Source organism: Lysinibacter sp. HNR (genome assembly GCF_029760935.1).
Lineage (GTDB): Bacteria > Actinomycetota > Actinomycetes > Actinomycetales > Microbacteriaceae > HNR.
Genome location: NZ_CP121684.1, coordinates 1014534 through 1036294 on the forward strand (window position 1 = coordinate 1014534; position 21761 = coordinate 1036294).

Here is a 21761-nt window from a genome sequence, read left to right on the forward strand (position 1 = left end):
TTCCTTCTTCCTTGACGGTTCTCTCCGATTCTTTGTGGGAAATCGAAAGAGAAGATGTGATCCTACTTAAATAAGAAACGGGAACATGCACAAAAGATTATTAATCATTTGTGCAGTTCCCGTGCTATCTAGTTTAGCTGAGTGGACGACACCCATGCATCGTCGCAAGGGTGGAATACACGTAGCTACCCACTCACTAAGCTAAACGTGAGTTAAGGTTTGTTATCTGTTTACGGAGGGTCTCAAACTCTCGGGCGGTCATGTTAAGCTTTTCTGCGATCTCTACGGGTATTCCCTCGGTTTCCTTGCGCATAGCCCGTCCACGATCGGTAAGAGTGATGGATAGGGTACGCTCGTCCTCGGGAAGACGTGTGCGTGTCAGCAGCCCCTGCTGTTCCAAGCGCTTAATGAGCGGTGAGAGTGTTCCGGCCTCCTGCGAGAGTTCTTTGCTCAGATTGCTGAGCGAGAGAGACGCCCGCTTTTTTGTTGCCTCTGTTTTCTTCGACTTCTTTCCCTTTGCGGGCTTGCTGTCCGCATCTTTTTCTGCGGCTGCTGCCTCGGCAGCCTCAACCTCCAGCTCGTGCTCCCACAATTTTGCCAGCGCAAAGAACTGAGGGGGGGTTAATCCTACAGGGGCCAGAGCCTCGCTGTATTGATTTGCAATCTTTCGTGCTACGACGGTTAGGGTAAAACCAAGCTGGTTGTCGAGGGCTAGCTGGTCGTCATCTGTGTTGCTCACGGTCATCTCCAAAATTGTGCGAATTAAGTAGGACGATATTCTCGTCGCCCCTGAGAAAAGATGATAATACATATTTGTGTGTAAAACCTCTAAGGAGCACAAGTTTCTTAAAATGCTAGTGTAGGGTGAACATCAACGCTGTCTGTCAATACCGCACCCCAGGAGTGTCATGTCTGCAAATATTGAATCCAAAAAAATTGGAAGTGCAAAGCATGAGGGTTACGCCCACGGTGTCTCTCTGCTGTTGACAATACTAGCAGCGATCAGCAGTCTTGTTCTGGTTTTTGGCGGTTTTTGGGTGATGGGTCATGCTTTTGCTCAAGAGGGTTATGAGTTCATATGGTTCCTGGGGGGAATCCTGTCGGCTTCCCTTGGTCTCTGGGTTGCGTTTGGGATAACCCCGCGTTTAGAGCGTTAGGACGCACTTTAAACTCACCCCAATAAGAGCGGGTGAACTTTTAACACAACCCCACTATTTCGACACGAATAGCATTGGGTGTCTCCGCGTCTATCTGCTCAGCGATACACTCATACCATGTCTGAAATCGATATAAAGCCACGCAGCCGTGAAGTAACTGATGGTATTGAGAAAGCAGCCTCTCGAGGAATGCTTCGTGCGGTTGGTATGGGGGATGAAGACTGGGATAAGCCCCAGATTGGTGTTGCCAGTTCCTGGAACGAAATCACGCCCTGTAACCTGAGTCTTGACCGGCTTGCCCAAGGGTGCAAAGAGGGAGTGCATGCGGGCGGTGGGTACCCCCTGCAATTTGGTACGATTTCGGTCTCTGACGGTATCTCTATGGGGCATGAGGGAATGCACTTCTCTCTGGTCTCACGCGAGGTGATCGCTGACTCCGTAGAGACGGTCATGATGGCGGAGCGGCTTGACGGCTCGGTGCTTCTGGCGGGATGTGATAAGTCGCTGCCCGGGATGCTCATGGCGGCCGCCCGGCTGGACCTGGCATCGGTTTTTCTTTATGCGGGGTCGATTGCCCCCGGATGGGTCAAGCTGAGCGACGGAACTGAGAAAGACGTGACCATCATCGACGCGTTTGAGGCGGTTGGTGCCTGCAAGGCGGGCACTATGAGCGAGGAAGACCTCAAGCGTATTGAGTGTGCGATTGCTCCGGGTGAGGGCGCCTGCGGTGGTATGTATACGGCCAACACCATGGCGAGTGTTGCGGAGGCGATCGGTATGAGCCTTCCCGGCTCGGCCGCGCCTCCTAGCGCGGATCGTCGCCGCGATTACTTTGCTCACCGCTCTGGTGAAGCCGTTGTGAACCTTATTAAAAAAGGTATTACCGCCCGCGACATCATGACTAAAAAGGCCTTTGAAAACGCCATAGCTGTTGTCATGGCGTTTGGCGGCTCAACAAACGCTGTGCTTCACCTGTTAGCGATTGCTCGGGAAGCGGAGGTCGATCTCACTCTGGATGACTTTAATCGTATCGGTGACCGGGTTCCCCACATTGGTGATCTCAAACCCTTTGGAAAATACGTGATGAATGACGTAGACCGCCACGGCGGCGTCCCCGTCGTGATGAAGGCCCTGCTTGATGCGGGACTTATCCACGGAGATTGCCTCACGGTAACGGGTAAAACGGTTGCCGAGAACCTGGCTGATATTAATCCCGATCCTGTTGATGGGGAGGTGATTCGCACGCTTGATAATCCCATTCACGCAACGGGCGGACTCACGATTCTGCACGGAACCTTTGCTCCGGAGGGCGCCGTTGTTAAAACCGCTGGTTTTGATCTTGAGGTTTTTGAGGGCCCCGCACGCGTGTTTGAGCGCGAACGTGAGGCCATGGACGCCCTGACCGAGGGGAAGATTGGTGCTGGAGACGTTGTGGTCATTCGCTACGAGGGTCCCAAGGGTGGGCCTGGTATGCGAGAGATGCTTGCGATTACCGGTGCCATTAAGGGTGCGGGATTGGGTAAAGATGTACTACTCTTGACAGATGGCCGGTTCTCAGGTGGCACAACCGGACTGTGTATTGGCCATATTGCACCGGAAGCGGTGGACGGAGGTCCTATCGCTTTTGTTCGCGACGGTGACCTCATTCGGGTTGATATCGCCGCTCGCACGCTCGATCTACGGGTTGACCCTCAGGAGCTTGCAGCCCGCGCAGAAGGGTGGTCACCTCTTCCGCCACGCTATACCCGTGGCGTTCTGGCTAAGTACTCGAAGCTTGTACGCTCGGCTTCGGAGGGCGCCATTACAGGCTAGTGTGCGCCCCCTCTGCAGTTGTCGTGTGCCTTGGGGACTCATAGGCTTTTCTCGAAGACGTGCGATGGCAGCAATAAAAACCATAATTGTGAATCTCACATCACCCACAGAACCAAGTCGAAAGAAAAATTACGAATGACTACGGAATCACATCCAGCCATACCTACTCCGGGTGGTCGTGTGAATCGAAGCCACGCCGCCCCGCTTCCCGCCGGTGAACGCATCACCGGTGCGGAAGCCGTGGTGCGTAGCCTCGAGAACCTTGGCGTTAAAGATGTCTTCGGACTCCCCGGCGGTGCCATTCTTCCCGTGTACGATCCCCTGATGGACAGCCGGAAACTGCGCCATATCCTGGTTCGTCACGAGCAGGGTGCGGGTCATGCGGCTGAGGGTTACGCCTCCTCAAGCGGGAAAGTCGGAGTGTGCATAGCAACCTCGGGGCCGGGAGCGACAAATCTGGTAACCGCGATTGCGGATGCATACATGGACTCTGTGCCGCTTTTGGCGATCACCGGGCAGGTATTTTCGACCCTCATGGGAACAGATGCTTTCCAGGAGGCCGATATCGTCGGAATCACCATGCCCATTACCAAACACTCCATTCTTGTGACGCGCGCGGAAGATATTCAGCACGCGATAGCCGCTGCTTATCACATCGCTTCTACGGGTCGTCCCGGACCCGTTTTGGTGGACATTACTAAGGATGCTCAGCAGGAGGAGTTTGAATTTGTGTGGGCTCCCTCAGTTGATCTTCCCGGTTACAAGCCCGTAACCAAGGCCAATAGCAAGCAGATTCAGGCGGCCTCTCAGCTTATTGTGGAGGCTAAGAAACCCGTTCTCTACGTTGGAGGGGGCATTGTTCGTGCCGGTGCCGCGGAGGAACTCCTCGCTCTGGGGGAGGTGACGGGGGCTCCCGTAGTCACCACTCTCATGGCGCGGGGTGCTTTCCCAGACTCTCACCCGAGCCATCTGGGAATGCCGGGTATGCACGGAACTGTTCCCGCGGTGCTTGCACTACAGGAAGCAGACCTTCTGGTAGTTCTTGGTGCGCGGTTCGACGACCGTGTGACGGGTAAGGCGGCGCTCTTTGCGCCCCACGCCAAGGTGGTGCATGTCGATATTGATCCGGCAGAAATTTCGAAGATTCGTACGGCCGATGTTCCGATTGTGGGCGATGCTCGTGAGGTTTTGTCCGATCTGACCAACAGCGTTGATGCTCGGGCGAGGGAGTACAAGCCCGACTACTCGGAGTGGTGGGACTACCTCAACGGACTTCGGGAAAAGTTTCCCCTGGGATATGCCGAGCCCACCGATAACCTTCTTGCTCCGCAATATGTGATTAAGCGCATTGGAGAGCTCACCGGGCCCGAGGGCGTGTACGCGTCGGGCGTGGGGCAGCACCAGATGTGGGCCGCGCAGTTTATCAAGTATGAGAGACCCAATTCATGGCTTAACTCGGGCGGTGCGGGAACGATGGGATATTCGGTTCCTGCGGCAATGGGGGCTAAGGTTGCTCAGCCTGATCGGCAGGTGTGGTCGATCGACGGCGACGGATGTTTCCAGATGACCAATCAGGAGTTGGCCACCTGCGTGCTGAACAATATCCCGATCAAGGTTGCGATTATCAATAACTCGTCGCTCGGCATGGTGCGTCAATGGCAAACGCTGTTTTACGATGGGCGCCACTCGCACACCGACCTTAACACCGGGCACGGAACTATCCGAATACCCGATTTTGTGAAGATGGCGGAGGCATACGGCTGCTTAGGGATACGTGTAGAAACCGTTGAGGAGGTCGATCCTGCGATTAAGTTGGCTCTTGAAACCAATGATCGTCCGGTGGTGATCGACTTTGTCGTGAGCGCCGACGCAATGGTGTGGCCGATGGTTCCCCAGGGGGTCAGCAATAGTTATGTGCAGTATGCGCGCGATCACAGCCCGGTATGGGATGAGGAGGAATAAAAATGACCACGCACGTACTCAGCCTCCTTGTTGAGGATAAGCCGGGTCTTTTGACCCGTGTTGCGGGCCTTTTCGCCCGCCGAGGTTTTAATATTGAGTCGCTTGCCGTGGGGCACAGCGAGATCGAGGGGTTGTCGCGCATCACAGTTGTTGTTGATGTGGAGAGCCAGCCGCTAGAGCAGGTCACGAAACAGTTGAACAAGCTGATAAACGTGATTAAGATCGTGGAGCTTGAGCCCGGCCAATCCGTTCAGCGTGAGCACATGCTCATTAAAGTGCGGGTTGACAACAACACGAGGTCGCACGTTATTGAAGCGGTAAATCTTTTTAGGGCTCGTATCATTGACGTTGTAACTGATGCGCTCATCATTGAGATCACCGGTGATACCGGTAAAACTCAGGCGTTTTTGAAAGTTGTCGAGCCTTACGGTGTTAAAGAGATCGCCCAATCCGGGCTACTAGCCATGGGTCGCGGTTCAAAATCGATTACCGAGCGCGTTTTTAAATCTTAGAATCTTCACTTCACCGACCAGACCACAATTTATTAATCACAAACAAGGAGAAACACTCGTGACAGAAATCTACTATGACGATAACGCAGATCTCTCTCTCATCCAGGGAAAAAAGGTGGCAATCGTAGGTTATGGCTCCCAGGGCCATGCCCATGCGCTTAACCTGCGCGATTCCGGTGTTGAGGTTGTTGTCGGCTTGAAAGATGGCTCAAAGTCGATCACGAAGGCGCAGGAGGCCGGGTTTACCGTCAAAAACGTCGCTGAGGCGGCAGCGTGGGCCGACGTTATTGTTATCCTTGCTCCCGATCAATTTCAGCGTACGATCTACGCAGAATCGATTAAAGCTCAGCTCAGCACTGGCAAAGCGCTTGTTTTTGGTCACGGCTTTAATATCCGCTACGGCTACATCGAGGCGCCCGAGGGCGTTGACGTATTTATGGTGGCCCCGAAGGGCCCCGGACACACCGTTCGTCGTGAATTTGAGGCTGGCCGTGGTGTTCCCGTGATTGTTGCTGTGGAGAAGGACGCAACGGGTCAGGCCTGGGATCTTGCCTGGAGCTATGCCAAGGCAATCGGAGGCCTTCGCGCCGGCGGAATCAAGACCACCTTTACGGAAGAGACCGAGACCGATCTCTTTGGCGAGCAGGCTGTTCTCTGCGGAGGTGTATCGCAGCTTGTACAGTACGGTTTTGAAACTCTGACCGAGGCTGGTTATCAGCCGCAGATCGCTTACTTCGAGGTGCTGCACGAGCTTAAGCTCATCGTTGACCTCATGTGGGAGGGCGGAATCGCCAAGCAGCGCTGGAGTGTGTCAGATACAGCCGAGTATGGTGACTATGTCTCGGGTCCCCGCGTTATCGACCCGTCGGTGAAGGAGAATATGAAGGCTGTTCTAGCGGACATTCAAAACGGTGCCTTTGCCAAGCGCTTTATCGACGACCAGGATGCCGGCGCTCCAGAATTTATGGAGCTCCGTGCCCGTGCCGAAGCGCACCCGATCGAGGCCACCGGTCGGGAATTGCGCGCACTCTTTGCGTGGAGTCAGCAGGATGCCGACTACACCGACGGAAGTGCCGCTCGGTAATTTTATTGTGCAAACACTGAATGAATTCTGATTGACGACTGAATCATTTAGATTGCTTTGTGAGGGGCTTAGGGTCGCATTCTTCCGCAGGATAATGCGACCCTGGGTCCCTCGCTGCGTTGAGGGGTTCGAGCGTTTTTATATACAGGGTTCGCAAACGTTCAATAGTCTCATGAGAATGGGTTAGGTTGGGTATATGAGTCCGACCTCGTCAGCATCCGCAATTCATGTGAGAGCCCCGGGAAAACTCAATCTGTACTTTCGGGTGGGGTCCGTCATGAGTGACGGGTACCACGAGGTTGCCTCGGCCTACCAGGCAGTATCGCTCTACGAGGATGTGTGGGCAAGCCACGCGGAGGATTTTGTCGTGAGCTTTGGTGGAACGATTGACACCAGTGAGCTCAGTACCGGTTCGGATAATTTGGCGCTTCGGGCGGCTAAGATGCTCGCTCAACATAGCGGATACCGTGGTGGTGTGCACCTGCGCATCGAAAAAAATGTTCCTATCGCCGGGGGTATGGGTGGGGGGTCGGCAGACGCGGCCGCAACGCTTGTGGCCTGCGATGCACTATGGAACACCGGTTTACACCGAGATGAGCTACACGAGCTTGCCGCCCGCCTCGGGGCTGACGTTCCCTTTGCTCTGATGGGGGGAACTGCTGTGGGAACCGGCAAGGGAGATGAACTGAGTCCCGCGTTGGCTCAGGGTTGCTTCTTTTGGGTGTTGGTGACCGCTAAGAACGGATTGAGTACCCCATCCGTTTATAGAGAATTAGACCAGCACCGAATGCGGCACACCGCTGAGATTATTCCACCCCCCAAACAACCCGTGGTGGACTCGCAGGTGCTTCAGGCGCTGCGAGCGGGAGATCCCCACATACTTGCCGAGTGTATTCACAACGACCTCCAGGTGGCGGCCCTGAACCTGGCTCCGGAACTTGCGGGTCTTCTGGAGCAGGGGGAGGAGAGTGGAGCCCTAGCCAGCATCGTGTCGGGTTCGGGACCCACCGTGGCTTTTCTAGCCGAAGATGCCGAGTCCTCTATTGCGCTGCAGGTTGCCCTGAGCTTGAACGGGCACTACGCCGTGCGCGCCACGGGTCCGGTGCAGGGTGCGCGAGTTATTTCTATGACCTAGGGGTTTTCGACGCACTTATATGGTCGGTGTGTGGGTGGTTGTAAGGCGAAAATATCTAGCTTAGAGATGTGTATGTGATATTTTATGTTTCTTAACGTGTGTTGCGGTGACATAAAATTACTGGATGGGTGACAGGAATCGTTCAGGCTCGCTCGGTACGGTAGCATCATGAAATCCTTATTTCGTACACTTAGCTTCTCGCTCGGTGCGGTCTCGATGATCGTGCTGACCGCGTGTGCCGCTGAGTCCCCCCTAACCCCCCAAAAGATCACCCAGGCCCCTCCGGAGCCGCCGGTTCTTACGGCAGATGACCCGGTAGAGGAAATTGTAGAGGAGCCTCGATACCTTCTGGGGACCCTGTCCTTCTCCGACTCTCTTGCGATCATGGATCCCTCGATCAGAGAGGGGAGTGCGATTGTTGAATCGATTGTGGTGGGGGAGGCTCCCTGGGGTGTTGTAACCCACGTTGAACGTTCTTCTCGTGAGGAGGGCCAGAACACCTCCGAGACCGCTTCGAACGTGTTCGCCTACGTAGCCACGGCTGAGGGTCTGGCAGTTGTTGACCTGCAACAGAAAACTCGCACCGCCCTCGTCGCCTACCAAAACCAACCACGTTCTATCGACTATGGCGAATACCGTCAGGGTGGTTTGGGGCTTGCCGTTTCGCCCTCGGGAGATCGTGTTTACGTTGCGGTCAATAAGGGTGGAAGCACCTCCGCCCTTGAGGTTTTTGACACCGCTAGCGAGAGTTTTGTGGGGAGCGTCGACGTGGGGCTTCGTCCCTTTGATGTTCTTATCGCTCCGGACGGGTCGCAGGTTTATACGATTGATCACGATACTTTTACAGTGACTGTAGTGGATGCGGCTTCCCTGGCCACGCGGGCCATCGAGGTCGCGCCCTTTGGTACCGTCGGAGGCCTCGGTTCCTGGGAGAAACCGCACTATGGAGTGGTTGATGCCGACGGAAAAATCATGCTTCCCTACCAGGGTCAGGCATTAGCCATCCTCGATCCGGTCACTGGAAAATTCACGACAGAGCGGATGACCTCGAATACTCATCAGCACGGAGTCGCGCTCACCCCCGATCAGGCGTTGATGCTGGTTGTGGGGACCGGGGAGTTTGGGTCAGCCACGGCGGGTCCCTCCCTGACAGTACGATCGATGGCCGATGGCAGTGAGAGGGTTGTGCCCCTCACAAAACTGCACGAGACAGTGACCGCGTGGACCAACCCCGTTACCGGGACGCGCACGGCGGTGTTGGGCGGTGGCTATACCCGGGCGGGGTCGTGGGACGGTGCCACTGTTGTTGAGCTGGATAGCCTGGAGACCTACGAGATATCTGTCCCCGGGCGACCTCAGGTTGTGATCCCTCTTCCCGTAGAGGCTACTCCTCGCTAGGGTCGATGCCGAGAGCAGGGCACACCACTGCGGTGGATTCTCCTGACATAATTGAAGAAATGGGAATGGTTCGTCGCTGAGGAAGGTTAAGACTGACTATGACGGACGCGATTAAAGTTGATATCTGGTCCGATATCGCCTGTCCTTGGTGCTACATCGGCAAGCGGCGTTTTGAAGATGCAGTCAAAAGTTTTGGCGCCTCTCAAAACAGTGTCCCGGTAGAGATTGAGTATCACAGCTTCGAGCTAGCTCCGGATACGCCGGTAGACTTTCGCGGTTCTGAGATCGACTTTCTCTCTGGTCACAAGGGAGTGCCCAGATCCCAGGCCGAACAAATGCTGAGGCAGGTTACGGGTGTCGCTGCAAGCGTTGGACTCAACTATAATTTTGATGTTCTGCAGCACACCAAGACGCTCAAGGCGCACGAACTCCTGCACTTTGCCAAGAGTAGGGGAAAGCAGCACGAGGTAAAAGAACGGCTGTTGAAGGCTTACTTTGAAGAGGGCCGTCATGTTGGGCGTGTTGAGGAACTGGTTGCTTTGGCCTCAGAGGTTGGGCTTGATCCCGAGGAAGTGTTCGCCGTGCTCACCTCCTCACGCTTTGCCGTCGATGTCCAAAACGATATCGCGCAGGCCCAAGCGTATGGGATTAGCGGCGTTCCCTTTTTTGTTTTTAATGAGGCCTACGGAGTCTCGGGGGCCCAAGAGTCTGCCGTCTTTGCAAACGTTCTGGAGCAGATTGCTTTGAAAACAGCGGGTGAACCCGATTAGGAGCAGACTATGAGTACTCAGAGTAACGAATCGGTGAAGAACTCCGTCACGAATAAAACCCCTCTGCTTCTTTCTGTCCCCAACATTGATGGTCTGGTGGAGGGGGAGGGCATCTGCAGCGGTGACTCCTGCGCTTTTTAAGCGTCTGTTGAGTTTTAAATCATGTAAGAATCTAGATTTCTTTCCGTCTTTTTAACATGGGCGCAGTGAGCGTATTTGTTACTCGTCTGTGTTGGCAAATCCAGGGAAGAAAACGGAACATGACATACCTTTCAGATCAGATGCGTACCCAACTTGAGTCACCGCGGGAACTCTTTCACTCGCGGGCAAAACTGACAGTGCTCACCGTCTTTATGGGTGTGGTGGCTATTGTTCCGCTCTATGTTGTGAGCGCTGTCCTTCCGACCACACAGATCCGTGAAGAGATGCCGCTGGTCGACGCTATCTTATACTCTGTTTCTGCAATTACTGTGCTTTTATTTTTTATCCGGATCGTTCCTAAATGGGCCTCCAACGGTAGGCCGGTGATTACCGTGTCGCTTGGGGGACTTAACGTTTCGGGCAAGCCGGTTATGCGGTGGGATGACATCGTGATGAACGAGTGGCGAACCCATCGGGTCATGTGGATTAAGACGGGTGCCAAGCTGATTATTCACACCCACGATCGTAAAGTTGTTTGCGAGGTTATCACCCTGAACTGTAGCGCAGACGAGTATCTGCGGCTGTGCCAACTGTACGAGCGTGCCGCTGGCGGAACCCAAGCGATGAACTCAGAACGGCACCGCAGTGTTTGGACCTAGCTCAGAAGCGGGCGGCGGTGAGGTGAGGGTGAGGAAAAACTTCCCGGTGCCTGCATTTCTGTGCGTTGTTGTCGGGTGGACGGTTGCGGTACTTTTACTGATCATCGTGTTGGGCGCCCTGCTGTACGACATGCAATTCGATTTCTTTGATCTTACCTATCTGTACGTTGTCATCGTGCTTGCCGCGGCTTGGGGTAGTTACTACGTGCCTACTGTTGTTGCGTTTTTCGCTGACCCACGGTTATTGACAATTGATCGGATGTTTTTCATTTATGGATCACAAACGATCGCGTTTGAGGACGTGGTGGGGGTGGTTCACGACAGCGGTAAGAAGATAACCCGTATTCTGGTATCGGGGAAGCGTCCGATACGGTTACGGTGGCGAATATGGCGAGACAGGGTTCTATGGGCGGATTTGATTGAGGATCGCACCCTGGAAATACTTATTCTGTCAGCGCGCCGCAAAATTCATGCCGGGCAGCGGGCTCAATTTGGACAAAAGCTGGCGCTAGATTCTCGTAACCTGTATCTGGGTAGGCGCGGTGTCCCGGTGTCCAATATCACGGACATCTATTTTATGAACAAGCATGAAGCTGCCTACGCTTCTCGGTCGCTTGTTATTAATTCCGTATCGAGGAGACTCACGATTAACGAGCACAAAGTGGTGAACGCGCACGTGCTTGTTCATCTGTTTGAGCGCTTTCAAGCGGGGAGCTAGAGTTAGGAGATCGCGCTGCTAGACGATTTCTATTGCTCACAGCCCGGCAGACCCTTGCTATAGCACCCTTATCGGCGCGATCACTCGAAGACGTTTTCTCAGCGCGCAATATTGGCGGGACTCTAGCGGACGAGACCGTTATCGTAGGCGTGCGCAATAATTTGTGCGCGAGAGGTCAGTTTGAGCTTGCTCAGAACATTGCCCACATGAGTCTTGACCGTTGTCTCGCTGATAAAAGCGGTTGTGGCGATGGCGCCGTTCGTGAGTCCCTTGGCCACAAGAAGGTATATTTCTTTTTCCCGGGGGGAGAGCGCCGAGATGGCGTCCTCGGCAAAATTAGGTGTGGAAGCTCGTTCTTCGGGACGTTGTGAGTGCAGGCGAAGGATCTCCTCAACATCGGTCGGGGCAATAACGGCTTGTCCCTCATAAACGGTTCGAATAGCGGAGAGCACAAAATCGGGAGTTGCGCTCTTGAGGAGAAAACCGCTGGCTCCCGCGCGAACGGCGTGAGCCACTGCACCGTCGCGTTGAAAGGTCGTGAGTACGATAATTTGGGGTAGTGGCTCACCGCTCTGCGAAGCCTCGGCGAGAATCTTTGCGGTGGCATCAATTCCGTTGAGAATAGGCATTCTGACGTCCATGAGTATGACATCTGGGCGGGACTCCTTCGCGAGAACGACCGCATCTGAACCATTGTGTGCCATGCCAACAACTTCCAGATCCTCCTGAGAGTCAACAAGGAGTTTCATTCCTGCGCAGAACAGCTGCTGGTCGTCAACGATGGCTACACGGATCTTCTGAGCTATTGGGTTATGAAGATCTTGCGTTTGTGCGGCTGTCATCTTGCTGCTTCCTGTCTACGGTGTTTCTGGAGGATGGGTGTGTGAGTGCGGAGTCCTCTGCGCTAGTGGGTATAAAAGCCGTTACCATGAAGGTTTCTGGCGGTCCACTATCAATGCCGGCAGAGAGCCAGCCACCGGCAAGATGCGCCCTCTCGGTCATGCCCAGGATACCCCTTCCCTGAGACAGGGGAGCGTCCGATAGAGGCTTGGGCTGCCCATCCGGGTGGATACGCGAAACAATCGAGATAAAGAGTCCTGTTCCCTGCCAATCGAGTACCACGCGCACGGGAACTGTTACGTCAGAGTACTTGAGAGCATTGGTGAGGCTTTCCTGGACGATTCTGTATGCGGCAAGCTGCCTGGAGTCCGACATCTCGACGCTGGTGCCAAAGGTTTGGAGATCCAGCGTGAGCCCAGCTCCCGATAGCCTGCGATAAAGTTCGTCCAGACGTGCCAGAGTTGGGGCATCATCCTCGCCGATATCGGTGGTGAGCCAATCGATCAGTGTGCGTACCTCGGTGAGCGAGGCTCGTGCGGAAGAGGCGATATTCTTGAGAGAGTCCTGCATAACGTGGGTCTGATGGCGACCGGCGTAGCGGGCCCCGTCGGCCTGAGCAATAATGACGGCTAGTGAGTGGGCCATGATGTCGTGGACGTCGTGTGCAATACGGCTTCTTTCTGACGCAACCGCGATCTCCGTCTCTGCCAAGCGTAGCTCGTGTACCGACTCGCGAAGTTGCGCTTTATTGATGGCCAGACGGATACCCAGGCGCGCCGCAACGCTGAGGGCCCACACGGCTCCCGCGATCGCAAAGACAGAGATGCCAAATGTCAGGGTGTACCGCCACCCCATGAAGCCGTCCCAGCCCTGCTCAACGCTGAAGTCCCAGGTCCAGGTGGGCCAGGCATACCAGGGTGTGAGAAGAGCGGTAATGAGTATGGAGCCCACACACGCAAAGGCTAAAGAGAGCCATCGTATCCACTGTTTACCGGAAAAGGCCAATCGCGTCACAATGAGGAGGATGCCGAGATAGGCCGGCCAGGTTTCAGCCGTCGGTAGCTGAACCACAGCGAGGATTTGGGCGGTGAGTACCCCGAGAATAATGAGAACTGAGCCGAGCGGGGAAATAAAACAGATTGCGATGGACAGACCAATCGCGGTTATCCACGGATTGCCGTAGCTAACGTTTGTGAACCAGATGAGCAGAAAGAGAGCTCCCAGGGCGGGCATAAACCAGGTGATCAGAATCTGTTTATGTGCGCGGCTGAGACGCCCCTCTTCCTGCGAGAGCAGGGGTGTGTACAGGTTCGTGACCAAGCTCATGAGTAACTACGGTAAGGCTTGAAGCTGTGTAAAAGCACGATACTGCCGGAAATTGTGAGCCGTTTGCGCGGAAGGTCACGGTCGGCGGCGAATCAGCACAACCACATCATCAAGAGTTGCTGGTGTGCCATCGGGGGCCACAGTCCGGCGAGAACGTGTCTCGGAGAGAATGGTCTCCCACGCATCCGGGTCGAGTGCAAGCTGCGCGACCTCCTCTGATGGGCTGAGAAAATGGTGCTCGTGATGTGTATCCGCCCGGGGCGGGAAAGCCGCGTGTGAGGTAATGAGCAGGTGTCCGCCCGGTGCGATCTGCTCGGCGGCCTGCCGGAGGATGTCCTCGCGGGGTAAATCAACGGGGGAATGGAGGAAGCTTGCCGACACGAGATCGTAGGTGTCTGCTGGAAGTGTGCTCAGGTCGGCGGAGAGGAAGCGAGCGTGGGGTGGGGTGAGGCCTTTTGCCTCAGCCGCGGCCGCGGCGCGCTGGATGGCGGTGGGCGAGATGTCAATGCCGGTAGCCTCCCAGCCGTGCTGCGCGAGCCAGATGACGTCCGCTCCCTCCCCGCAGCCCAGATCCAGTGCGCGCCCGGGATTGAGGGTGCTGGCGATATCGGCGAGTACCGTGTTGACCCTGCCGGACCAGACACGGGCAGAGCCCGTGTATCGTTCCTCCCAGAAATCGGCGGGCGCGATCTCTTGTTGGGTTGTTGAATCGTGGACAGCGGTATCGAAGTCCCAGGCGGTGAGGGCTGTGTTGACGGCTCCGCCCGTCAACGCGCCGTTACCAATCGACACGGATACGTTTGCGGCGGGGCTGACGACGTTGCCGATCGCCCAGATTCGATTGTCGCTTGTTCTCCCTGTGGGATCAATGGTGAGAAATGCGCCAAACGGTGTTTCGCTGCGAGCAAGTTCCAGCGCTTCGAGAAAGTCATCGTGTGGCGTGGGGGCGCTCACGGTGAAGAGCGTATCAATCGCTACCTCGCGGCCGTCTTCGAGGCGCACAGCGGCGATATTCGTCCCCTCGCCAAGGATTTCCACGACCGGCGCAGGCTCGAGTGTGATACCGCGTGCGCGCAGACGCTGTCGGGTTTCAGGGGTGATCTCTCCGAGACCCGCACTGAAAAGGGTGACCCGGTCGCTCCACTGCCGGACGAGTTCGACTTGATGTGGACCGAGGGGTGAGGTGGTGAGGACCCCGAGGCGTCGATCGCGTACCTCCCATCCGTGGCAGTATGGGCAGTGCAACACACTGGTGCCCCACCGTTCGACAAGACCGGGAATGTCGGGGAGGCTGTCGCTTACTCCGGTTGCGACAACCAGTGCGCGCGCTACCCACACGTCGCTGTCGGTGATGACCCGCAGGCCGCCTCGTTTGCGTTCAACCTGTGTGATGGTCCCGCTTACGAACTCGACGCCGTAGCCCGCAGCTTCAGCCCTGCCTCGTTTAAGGAGTTCGTCCGGTGGTACTCCCTCCTGTCCCAGTACGCCGTGCATGTGTGTGGCAAAACGATTGCGCGGATTGCCCGCATCAACAACCAGCACGCGCCGACGTGAGCGGCCGAGCATGAGCGCGGCTGACAGCCCCGCTGGCCCGCCACCCGCAATGATCACATCCCACAAGTTCTCTGTCATATGTCCAGCATGTGCGGCATAATAAGATATTGCAAATAGATTTGCAGAAATAGCAAGGAGCCGAGAATGAATAACGAACTGGGACAGCTTGGTGCAAGGCTGCGTGCGATTCGCCAATCGCGCGGGCTGACGCTTGCGGAGCTCGCCGCGAGCGCGGAGATGTCAGCGAGTACGCTGTCGCGGCTGGAGTCTGGCAAGCGGCAGGCGAGTCTGGAGCTATTGCTGCCGCTGACACGACGGCTCGGGATTCGGCTTGATGACCTGGTTCCCGCCGAGACGGTGGATCCGCGGGTGCGGCGCCCCGTTATCCGTCGAGATGGGCTAGTCATAGTGCCTCTTGCGCCGGAATACTCGCCTCTTCGTACCTATAAGATTACCTATCCTGCGGGTGGTTTGCTGCCGGAACTGCGGGTGCATGATGGGTATGAGTGGCTCTACGTGCTGCAGGGGCGGCTCCGTCTGTGGCTTGGCGAGCAGGACCTGACGCTAGTCCGCGGGGAGGCTGCCGAGTTTGACACCCGTACCCCGCACGCTATGTCTGCTGCGGGTGGGCGGTCGGCGCAAGTGATCAGCATTTTTAACGAGGCTGGTGCTCGCATGCACACTCATACCACCCAGTGAATGGTGTGAGTATTCCTGCGGTGGAGTTGTGACATGGTGTTTTCGGTTGCAGTTGTAATCGGTTTCCGGGCGGTTGCGCGTGCCTCATCACTCCAATCGAATATTAAGATTAAGGCTTGCCTTGTTTATATACGGCGATCGCAGTATTAGAACATCGTTTTATGCGGTGTGCGTAACCGTTATTACCCACTACGAAAACAAGCCTTCGAAGGAAAACCAACGATCGCCTCTACCCACGAGAACACACCCCGAACGACGGTGCCGCGCTCGCAGGTCCCGCTTCTTCTCGGAGCAGTATTTCTTATTTACCTCGGCCAGATGACGCTCAACTCGATCGTTGCACCCCTATCGCGGGAGAGGCTCGCTGGCTAGCAGATCGGTGTCCTGCTGCTCACGGGACTCGTGTTGATTGTGTTCCGGTTACGCCGCGAATCTCGCCATGAGCTCATCGAGATACCCGTTCGGGTGAGTCCGTTTGAGAGCCGTGTGTGGCCGTTTTTGCTCGCCGGGTTCCTCCTTCTCGTTGTCGATGCCGGACCCGTACCTATTGTTGATCGTAATCTTGTTGATCGGCCTCGGTCTGGGAATCGCGATGCCCGGTTACACCGCCGGGCCCACCCTTCTTGCTAATCGCGAGGAACAGGGAGGCCTTGCCGAGTGGCTCCCACCGCTGGAACTGTTCTCTACGGGCTGTGGGCTGCGCTTCCCACCATTGTGGGTGCTGCGATCATTGCTGTTGTTACCCTTTTGTTCTTCTTCATGTGCGTTTCCGGCGTCTGCCCGATCACCTGGGGTAGCGCTGACGAGTGATCACTGGTGGGTAGCCGTTGGAGGGTGGGTGGTTAGGCGGCGACCCACAGAACGTTGGCGGTAACGGGGGGATACTCGTTGCGGCGTTTCTCAACCTGGTCACTACCTTTTCCAGATGGAGGCGATTGTCCAGGAGGGAAAAGAATCGATTAACTCGGTTGCAGATACCGCATCGGACAACCCGATACGGTAGGTGGGAATATGAGGTTATTCAAGCGATTCAGTGAGCTCAAACCAGCGCTCCTCGAGCGCAGCCTTTTCGCCTTCTGCCGTGCGTAGTGTGTTATTGATTGTGGTTAGTCCCTCGTAGTCGCTCTGATCGTGAGCGGCCATATGCTCATGAAGCTCGGTAATCTGTGCGGAAAGCCGCTCAATTTTCCTCTCGGTAGCATTGATCTCTTTTTGGGTGGTGCGCTCCTGCGCCCCTGAAGCTCGGCGGCGCTTCGCAGGAGGTGCGTCGCGTACCTTTGCGGTTGAGGAGTCGGCAGAGGCTGTTTGGGCCCCCTGCTCACGGAGCCGCACATACTCCTCAACCCCACCCGGCAAATGCCGTAGTCGACCGTTGATAATTGCGTATTGTTGGTCCGTCACCCGCTCTACCAGGTAGCGGTCGTGGGAGACCACGATCAGTGTGCCCGGCCACGAGTCGAGCAGGTCTTCCATCGCGGCAAGCATATCGGTGTCAACATCGTTTGACGGCTCGTCGAGGATGAGGACGTTGGGCTCTGCGAGTAACACAAGTAGGAGTTGTAGCCTGCGTTTTTGTCCACCCGAGAGTTCGCCAACCCGAGCCGAGAGGTGTTCCCGGGAAAAACCGAGCCGTTCGAGTAATTGCGCGGGGGTCAGCTCCTTGCCGTCTGTGACGTAGCTTGTTTTTGTGCGGGCCAGTACCTCTCGAACCCGGTCACCCGCGATCTCCTCAATTTCTGAAAACTGCTGATCCAGAATCGCTAGCTGCACGGTTTTTCCGTGTTTTACCCGTCCCGATGTGGGGGAGATCGTGCCCGCTATGAGCCCGAGCAGTGTTGACTTGCCCGCGCCGTTTGCACCCATAATGGCGGTGCGTTCCCCCGGAGCGATACGCCATTCGATATCACGCAGCACCTCGTGTGAGCCAAAGGTGACCCCGGCATCCAAAAGATCAACAACCTCTTTGCCGAGGCGGGCAGTGGCCATGCGGGAGAGCTCAATCTGATTACGCGGTGCCGGGACATCGGCGATGAGCTGGTTTGCGGCCTCAATACGAAACTTGGGTTTGGCGGTGCGCGCCGGTGCGCCGCGGCGTAACCAGGCCAATTCTTTGCGCATGAGGTTTTGCCGTTTTGTTTCTATTGCCGCGGCCTGCCGATCCCGCTCCACACGCTGCAGAATGTATGCCGCATAACCGCCCTCAAAGGAATCGACGGTGCGGTCGTGAACCTCCCATGTTGCGTTTGCCACCTCGTCGAGGAACCATCGATCGTGCGTTACCATCAGTAGGGCACCGGTGTTTTTGGGCCAGCGCGAGCCAAGATGTTTTGCCAGCCAGGCGATACCCTCCACATCAAGGTGGTTGGTGGGTTCGTCAAGCGCGAGCACATCCCACTCATCCACCAGCAGGGCGGCGAGCGCGACCCTGCGCCGTTGGCCACCACTCAGGGTGCTGATCGTGGTGCTCCAATCGAGATCCGTCACCAGACCCGAGATAACATCGCGTACCCGGGAATCTCCCGCCCACTCGTACTCCGGGCGATCACCAACGATTGTTGCACCCACGGTTGCCGCGTCGTCAAGAGTGTCAGATTGCTCAAGAACACCTATACGGATGCCTCCGCGTCTTGTGACCTGGCCGGAATTTGGTTCTATGCGGCCCGCGAGCATGCCCAGCAGCGATGATTTTCCATCGCCGTTCCGTCCGACTATGCCTACCCGGTCGCCCTCGTTCAGCCCGATGCTAACAGAGTCAAAAATAACCCGGGTGGGAAACTCAAGGTGAAGATTCTCTGCGCCAAGTAAGTGTGCCACCCAATGAGTTTACAGGTCGGTTGCGTCGAAACTATTGCGTAGCTTACGGAGCAGGGTGCCCAGCCGTGCCTGTTCCGTAGAGCTGAGTCCCGCGAGAAGCGACTCTTCCGCATCAACCAGGCGGGTTATTGCCGCATCTACACGAGTGAGTCCTGCCGTAGTCATTTTGACGAGTACACCGCGCCCGTCGTTGGGGTCGGTGAGGCGGGTGACCAAATCTCGCTCAGCCATGCGGTCAATGCGATTTGTCATGGTTCCACTCGACACCATGGTTGCCGAAACCAGGCGTTTGGGGCTCAGCGCAAAGGGTGGTCCCTCTCTGCGCAGCGCGGCCAACACATCAAACTCCCACGACTCAAGGTCGGAGCGGCTAAATGCGGTTTGGCGAATCCTGTTGAAGTGCTTAGCGATTCTTGTCACTCGCGAGAGCACGTGCAGGGGCGAAAAATCGAGATCGGGCCGTGCCTCGGTCCACGCATCTACAATTCTGTCAACCTCGTCGTCGCCCGTCATCTCGCGGTTCCTGTAGCTTTTGTCATAAACCCATTATGCGTTGTGTTCATCTCGAGGCAATATTTCTGGCAGACTTATACGTGTGCGTTTTTCATAACGCACATTCCGCCTTAGTGTAACGGCAGCACGGCACCCTTTGGAGGTGTTCGGTCCAGGTTCGAATCCTGGAGGCGGAGCGCACACAATGTTGATTGAAACGAATGCGCGGAGGACATGTGGTGTCAAACAGCCAGCTTGCGGTAGTGATTTTGGCTGCGGGGCAGGGTACGAGAATGCGCTCGTCCCTTCCGAAGGTGCTCCACCCGCTCGCGGGAATGCCCCTCATCGGGCACGTTCTTGACACCGCGGCCCAGCTTAATCCCGCGCACATCATTGCGGTGGTGCGGCACGATCGTGAACGGGTTGCTGCCGCCATTCTTGAGCACCTTCCCTCAGCAATGATCGTTGATCAGGATGAGGTTCCCGGAACTGGCAGGGCCGTTGAACTTGCGGTTTTGGCGTTGCCCGCGGAGTTTATGGGTCATGTTCTTGTGCTGAGTGGGGACGTCCCCCTTCTTGACGAGTCTGCCGCCCGAGAGCTTCTTGCCGCCCACACCCGCGAGGGGAATGCGCTCACCCTATTGAGCACGATTGTTTCCGACCCTTCAGGGTTGGGGCGCATTCTTCGCTCTGAAACGGGGGGCTTTGTGGGTATTGTTGAGCAGAAAGATGCCACGCCGGAACAGCTTGCCATTAACGAGACAAATGCGGGCGTGTATGTTTTTGAGCGAGACGCTCTTGCCCGCGCGCTCACCCGGATTAGTACTAATAACGCCCAGCAGGAAAAGTACCTCACCGACGCCGCCAGCGAGATTCTTGCCGAGGGCGGCCGCATCGATGCCGTGGCGATTGCTGATCACTGGCTTGTTGCAGGGGTTAACGATCGAGCGCAGCTTTCGGCCGCTGCCAGCGAGTTGAATTCCCGAATCATCCGTTCGTGGCAGATGGCCGGGGTTACCATACAAGACCCGGCAACAACGTGGATTGATAAAAACGCGCAGCTGGCTGAAGACGTCACGCTTTTGCCGGGAAGCCAGATTCTTGGGGCAACCGTGGTGGAGTCGGGTGCCATTATCGGCCCCGATACAACCCTCATATCGTGTGAGGTGGGCGCGGATGCGCGCGTGCGCAGAACAGATGCCGAGCTTTCCGTTATCGGTGCGGGAGCCGTTGTGGGTCCGTTTTCATACCTGCGTCCCGGCACGATCCTGGGAACCAACGGCAAAATCGGTGCTTATGTTGAGACAAAGAATGCCCAGATCGGTGAGGGTAGTAAGGTTCCGCACCTGAGCTATGTTGGTGACGCCACCATCGGTGAAAATACCAATATCGGAGCGGGAACAATAGTCGCTAACTATGACGGTGTTAAAAAGCACCACACCACGGTTGGTTCACACGTGCGTGTGGGGTCAAAGAACGTTCTGGTGGCACCGGTTACAATTGCAGATGGTTCCTATACCGGGGCGGGAACAGTGGTGCGCAAAGACGTACCATCGGGGTCTCTTGCGGTGAATGTTGCGCCGCAGCGAAACCTCGAGGGTTGGGTGGCCCAGAACCGGCCGAACACTGAAACGGCACGGGCGGCCGAGAAAAATGGAGATTAGTGAGATATGTCGGGTATTCAGGTTAGCGGCCAGAAACGATTGGTTTTAGTTTCTGGACGGGCTCACCCTCAGCTAGCCGCTGAGATCGCACAGGAGCTTGGTTCCGAGCTTGTTCCCACGGACGCCCGTACCTTTGCAAACGGTGAGTTGTACGCACGTTTTGACGAGAGCGTACGTGGCTGTGACGCCTTTGTCATTCAATCGCACACCACGCCCATCAACGAGTGGTTGATGGAACAGCTCATTATGGTGGACGCCCTCAAACGAGCCTCAGCCAAACGGATTACGGTTGTGGCGCCGTTTTATCCGTACTCACGCCAAGATAAAAAAGGTCGAGGACGTGAACCCATTTCCGCTCGTCTGGTGGCCGATCTTTTTAAGGTTGCTGGAGCCGATCGAATCATGTCGGTTGACCTTCACGCCGCCCAGATTCAAGGCTTTTTTGACGGCCCGGTTGATCATCTATTTGCGATGCCCGTTCTGCTGGAACATTTTCGTGAGAAGCTTGAGCCCACCACGCTTACCGTTGTTTCGCCGGATATGGGCCGGGCGCGGGTAGCCGATATCTGGAGTGATCGCTTGGGGGCACCGCTGGCGATTATCCATAAGCGGCGTGACCCGTTGGTGCCCAATCAGGTGAGCATCCACGACATCGTGGGTGACGTGAGGGGACGCTGGTGTTTGCTGGTCGATGACATGATTGACACCGGGCGCACAATCGCCAAGGCGGCCGAGGCTTTGAAGAACAACGGCGCTCGGGGCGTGACGATTGCCGCAACTCACGCAATCTTCTCCGACCCGGCTGTTGAGGTATTGAGCTCGGACTTTATTGATTCGGTGGTGGTCACGGATACCCTGCCAATACCTGATGAAAAACGTTTTGAAAAACTGACCGTGTTGCCAATTGCTCCGCTTATCGCGCGAGCCATCCACGAGGTTTTTGAAGACGGCTCGGTGACCTCAATGTTTGACGGTGCCGCATAGTCCGGTGTCAAACGAGAGGGGGCGTGCACATCATCACGAT

General features: G+C 56.1%; 22 protein-coding genes and 1 tRNA gene. 17 read left to right on the forward strand and 6 right to left on the reverse strand.

Features of this window, described 5'->3' with window-relative positions; all coding sequences use genetic code 11:
- Positions 1–196: 196 nt before the first annotated feature.
- Entirely contained in the window at positions 197–739 is a 543-nt protein-coding gene (locus FrondiHNR_RS04360) for a MarR family transcriptional regulator (RefSeq protein WP_279354027.1), read from the reverse strand.
- Between the two features lie 169 nt (positions 740–908).
- Between FrondiHNR_RS04360 and FrondiHNR_RS04365 the strand changes: the two genes are divergently transcribed.
- The 11 genes from FrondiHNR_RS04365 to FrondiHNR_RS04415 all read left to right on the forward strand — a co-directional run bounded on the left by FrondiHNR_RS04365 (position 909) and on the right by FrondiHNR_RS04415 (position 11348).
- Positions 909–1157: a hypothetical protein gene (locus tag FrondiHNR_RS04365; RefSeq protein ID WP_279354028.1), complete on the forward strand. Its 249-nt coding sequence runs from the start codon at positions 909–911 to the stop codon at positions 1155–1157.
- A 117-nt stretch (positions 1158–1274) separates the two neighbouring features.
- Positions 1275–2969, forward strand: a complete 1695-nt coding sequence (gene ilvD, locus FrondiHNR_RS04370; protein WP_279354029.1) for a dihydroxy-acid dehydratase — start codon at positions 1275–1277, stop codon at positions 2967–2969.
- A 135-nt stretch (positions 2970–3104) separates the two neighbouring features.
- The gene (locus FrondiHNR_RS04375; RefSeq protein ID WP_279354030.1) at positions 3105–4931 is read left to right on the forward strand and encodes an acetolactate synthase large subunit; all 1827 of its coding nucleotides are present in this window, start codon (positions 3105–3107) and stop codon (positions 4929–4931) included.
- Between the two features lie 2 nt (positions 4932–4933).
- Entirely contained in the window at positions 4934–5443 is a 510-nt protein-coding gene (gene ilvN / locus FrondiHNR_RS04380; RefSeq protein WP_279354031.1) for an acetolactate synthase small subunit, read from the forward strand.
- Between the two features lie 58 nt (positions 5444–5501).
- Positions 5502–6527 carry a ketol-acid reductoisomerase gene (gene ilvC / locus FrondiHNR_RS04385; protein WP_279354032.1) on the forward strand — a complete coding sequence of 342 codons (1026 nt, stop codon included), beginning with the start codon at positions 5502–5504 and terminating at the stop codon, positions 6525–6527.
- Positions 6528–6723: 196 nt separating this feature from the next.
- Positions 6724–7662 carry a 4-(cytidine 5'-diphospho)-2-C-methyl-D-erythritol kinase gene (locus tag FrondiHNR_RS04390; protein WP_279354033.1) on the forward strand — a complete coding sequence of 313 codons (939 nt, stop codon included), beginning with the start codon at positions 6724–6726 and terminating at the stop codon, positions 7660–7662.
- Positions 7663–7830: 168 nt separating this feature from the next.
- Positions 7831–9060, forward strand: a complete 1230-nt coding sequence (locus FrondiHNR_RS04395; protein WP_279354034.1) for a hypothetical protein — start codon at positions 7831–7833, stop codon at positions 9058–9060.
- Between the two features lie 98 nt (positions 9061–9158).
- Positions 9159–9830 carry a DsbA family oxidoreductase gene (locus FrondiHNR_RS04400; protein ID WP_279354035.1) on the forward strand — a complete coding sequence of 224 codons (672 nt, stop codon included), beginning with the start codon at positions 9159–9161 and terminating at the stop codon, positions 9828–9830.
- Positions 9831–9839: 9 nt separating this feature from the next.
- Positions 9840–9971: a hypothetical protein gene (locus FrondiHNR_RS04405; RefSeq protein ID WP_279354036.1), complete on the forward strand. Its 132-nt coding sequence runs from the start codon at positions 9840–9842 to the stop codon at positions 9969–9971.
- Between the two features lie 119 nt (positions 9972–10090).
- Positions 10091–10630 (forward strand): hypothetical protein, encoded by a 540-nt coding sequence (locus FrondiHNR_RS04410; RefSeq protein ID WP_279354037.1) that lies wholly within the window; start codon positions 10091–10093, stop codon positions 10628–10630.
- A 46-nt stretch (positions 10631–10676) separates the two neighbouring features.
- Positions 10677–11348, forward strand: coding sequence for a hypothetical protein (locus tag FrondiHNR_RS04415; RefSeq protein ID WP_279354038.1), 672 nt, complete (start codon positions 10677–10679; stop codon positions 11346–11348).
- A gap of 122 nt (positions 11349–11470) precedes the next feature.
- Here the strand turns inward: FrondiHNR_RS04415 and FrondiHNR_RS04420 are convergent, their stop codons facing one another.
- From FrondiHNR_RS04420 to FrondiHNR_RS04430, 3 genes are all read right to left on the reverse strand, one after another.
- Positions 11471–12190 (reverse strand): response regulator transcription factor, encoded by a 720-nt coding sequence (locus tag FrondiHNR_RS04420; protein ID WP_279354039.1) that lies wholly within the window; start codon positions 12188–12190, stop codon positions 11471–11473.
- Positions 12159–13514, reverse strand: coding sequence for a histidine kinase (locus FrondiHNR_RS04425; protein ID WP_279354040.1), 1356 nt, complete (start codon positions 13512–13514; stop codon positions 12159–12161). The genes FrondiHNR_RS04420 and FrondiHNR_RS04425 overlap by 32 nt, the downstream gene beginning before the upstream one ends.
- A gap of 75 nt (positions 13515–13589) precedes the next feature.
- Positions 13590–15146, reverse strand: a complete 1557-nt coding sequence (locus tag FrondiHNR_RS04430) for an FAD-dependent oxidoreductase (RefSeq protein WP_279354041.1) — start codon at positions 15144–15146, stop codon at positions 13590–13592.
- 66 nt (positions 15147–15212) lie between these two features.
- Between FrondiHNR_RS04430 and FrondiHNR_RS04435 the strand changes: the two genes are divergently transcribed.
- The 3 genes from FrondiHNR_RS04435 (at position 15213) to FrondiHNR_RS04445 (ending at position 16577) form a co-directional block, all read left to right on the forward strand.
- Positions 15213–15767, forward strand: a complete 555-nt coding sequence (locus tag FrondiHNR_RS04435) for an XRE family transcriptional regulator (RefSeq protein ID WP_279354042.1) — start codon at positions 15213–15215, stop codon at positions 15765–15767.
- A 402-nt stretch (positions 15768–16169) separates the two neighbouring features.
- Positions 16170–16397 (forward strand): hypothetical protein, encoded by a 228-nt coding sequence (locus tag FrondiHNR_RS04440; protein ID WP_279354043.1) that lies wholly within the window; start codon positions 16170–16172, stop codon positions 16395–16397.
- 27 nt (positions 16398–16424) lie between these two features.
- The gene (locus tag FrondiHNR_RS04445) at positions 16425–16577 is read left to right on the forward strand and encodes a hypothetical protein (protein WP_279354045.1); all 153 of its coding nucleotides are present in this window, start codon (positions 16425–16427) and stop codon (positions 16575–16577) included.
- 207 nt (positions 16578–16784) lie between these two features.
- Here FrondiHNR_RS04445 and FrondiHNR_RS04450 read toward each other — a convergent pair whose 3' ends face one another.
- Entirely contained in the window at positions 16785–18581 is a 1797-nt protein-coding gene (locus tag FrondiHNR_RS04450; protein ID WP_279354046.1) for an ABC-F family ATP-binding cassette domain-containing protein, read from the reverse strand.
- A 9-nt stretch (positions 18582–18590) separates the two neighbouring features.
- Positions 18591–19094, reverse strand: a complete 504-nt coding sequence (locus FrondiHNR_RS04455; protein WP_279354047.1) for a MarR family transcriptional regulator — start codon at positions 19092–19094, stop codon at positions 18591–18593.
- A 104-nt stretch (positions 19095–19198) separates the two neighbouring features.
- Between FrondiHNR_RS04455 and FrondiHNR_RS04460 the strand changes: the two genes are divergently transcribed.
- The 3 genes from FrondiHNR_RS04460 (at position 19199) to FrondiHNR_RS04470 (ending at position 21721) form a co-directional block, all read left to right on the forward strand.
- Positions 19199–19270, forward strand: a tRNA-Gln gene (locus FrondiHNR_RS04460).
- Positions 19271–19312: 42 nt separating this feature from the next.
- Entirely contained in the window at positions 19313–20737 is a 1425-nt protein-coding gene (gene glmU, locus FrondiHNR_RS04465) for a bifunctional UDP-N-acetylglucosamine diphosphorylase/glucosamine-1-phosphate N-acetyltransferase GlmU (RefSeq protein ID WP_279354467.1), read from the forward strand.
- Between the two features lie 6 nt (positions 20738–20743).
- Positions 20744–21721 carry a ribose-phosphate diphosphokinase gene (locus FrondiHNR_RS04470; RefSeq protein ID WP_279354048.1) on the forward strand — a complete coding sequence of 326 codons (978 nt, stop codon included), beginning with the start codon at positions 20744–20746 and terminating at the stop codon, positions 21719–21721.
- Positions 21722–21761 lie beyond the last annotated feature (40 nt).

Bases quoted from the DNA above. Each gene is read 5' to 3' on its own strand.
- FrondiHNR_RS04365 (WP_279354028.1), top strand. From the start codon at position 909: ATGTCTGCAAATATTGAATCCAAAAAAATTGGAAGTGCAAAGCATGAG.
- ilvD (WP_279354029.1), top strand. From the start codon at position 1,275: ATGTCTGAAATCGATATAAAGCCACGCAGCCGTGAAGTAACTGATGGT.
- FrondiHNR_RS04375 (WP_279354030.1), top strand. From the start codon at position 3,105: ATGACTACGGAATCACATCCAGCCATACCTACTCCGGGTGGTCGTGTG.
- ilvN (WP_279354031.1), top strand. From the start codon at position 4,934: ATGACCACGCACGTACTCAGCCTCCTTGTTGAGGATAAGCCGGGTCTT.
- FrondiHNR_RS04390 (WP_279354033.1), top strand. From the start codon at position 6,724: ATGAGTCCGACCTCGTCAGCATCCGCAATTCATGTGAGAGCCCCGGGA.
- FrondiHNR_RS04395 (WP_279354034.1), top strand. From the start codon at position 7,831: ATGAAATCCTTATTTCGTACACTTAGCTTCTCGCTCGGTGCGGTCTCG.
- FrondiHNR_RS04400 (WP_279354035.1), top strand. From the start codon at position 9,159: ATGACGGACGCGATTAAAGTTGATATCTGGTCCGATATCGCCTGTCCT.
- FrondiHNR_RS04405 (WP_279354036.1), top strand. From the start codon at position 9,840: ATGAGTACTCAGAGTAACGAATCGGTGAAGAACTCCGTCACGAATAAA.
- FrondiHNR_RS04410 (WP_279354037.1), top strand. From the start codon at position 10,091: ATGACATACCTTTCAGATCAGATGCGTACCCAACTTGAGTCACCGCGG.
- FrondiHNR_RS04420 (WP_279354039.1), bottom strand. From the start codon at position 12,190: ATGACAGCCGCACAAACGCAAGATCTTCATAACCCAATAGCTCAGAAG.
- FrondiHNR_RS04425 (WP_279354040.1), bottom strand. From the start codon at position 13,514: ATGAGCTTGGTCACGAACCTGTACACACCCCTGCTCTCGCAGGAAGAG.
- FrondiHNR_RS04430 (WP_279354041.1), bottom strand. From the start codon at position 15,146: ATGACAGAGAACTTGTGGGATGTGATCATTGCGGGTGGCGGGCCAGCG.
- FrondiHNR_RS04435 (WP_279354042.1), top strand. From the start codon at position 15,213: ATGAATAACGAACTGGGACAGCTTGGTGCAAGGCTGCGTGCGATTCGC.
- FrondiHNR_RS04455 (WP_279354047.1), bottom strand. From the start codon at position 19,094: ATGACGGGCGACGACGAGGTTGACAGAATTGTAGATGCGTGGACCGAG.
- FrondiHNR_RS04470 (WP_279354048.1), top strand. From the start codon at position 20,744: ATGTCGGGTATTCAGGTTAGCGGCCAGAAACGATTGGTTTTAGTTTCT.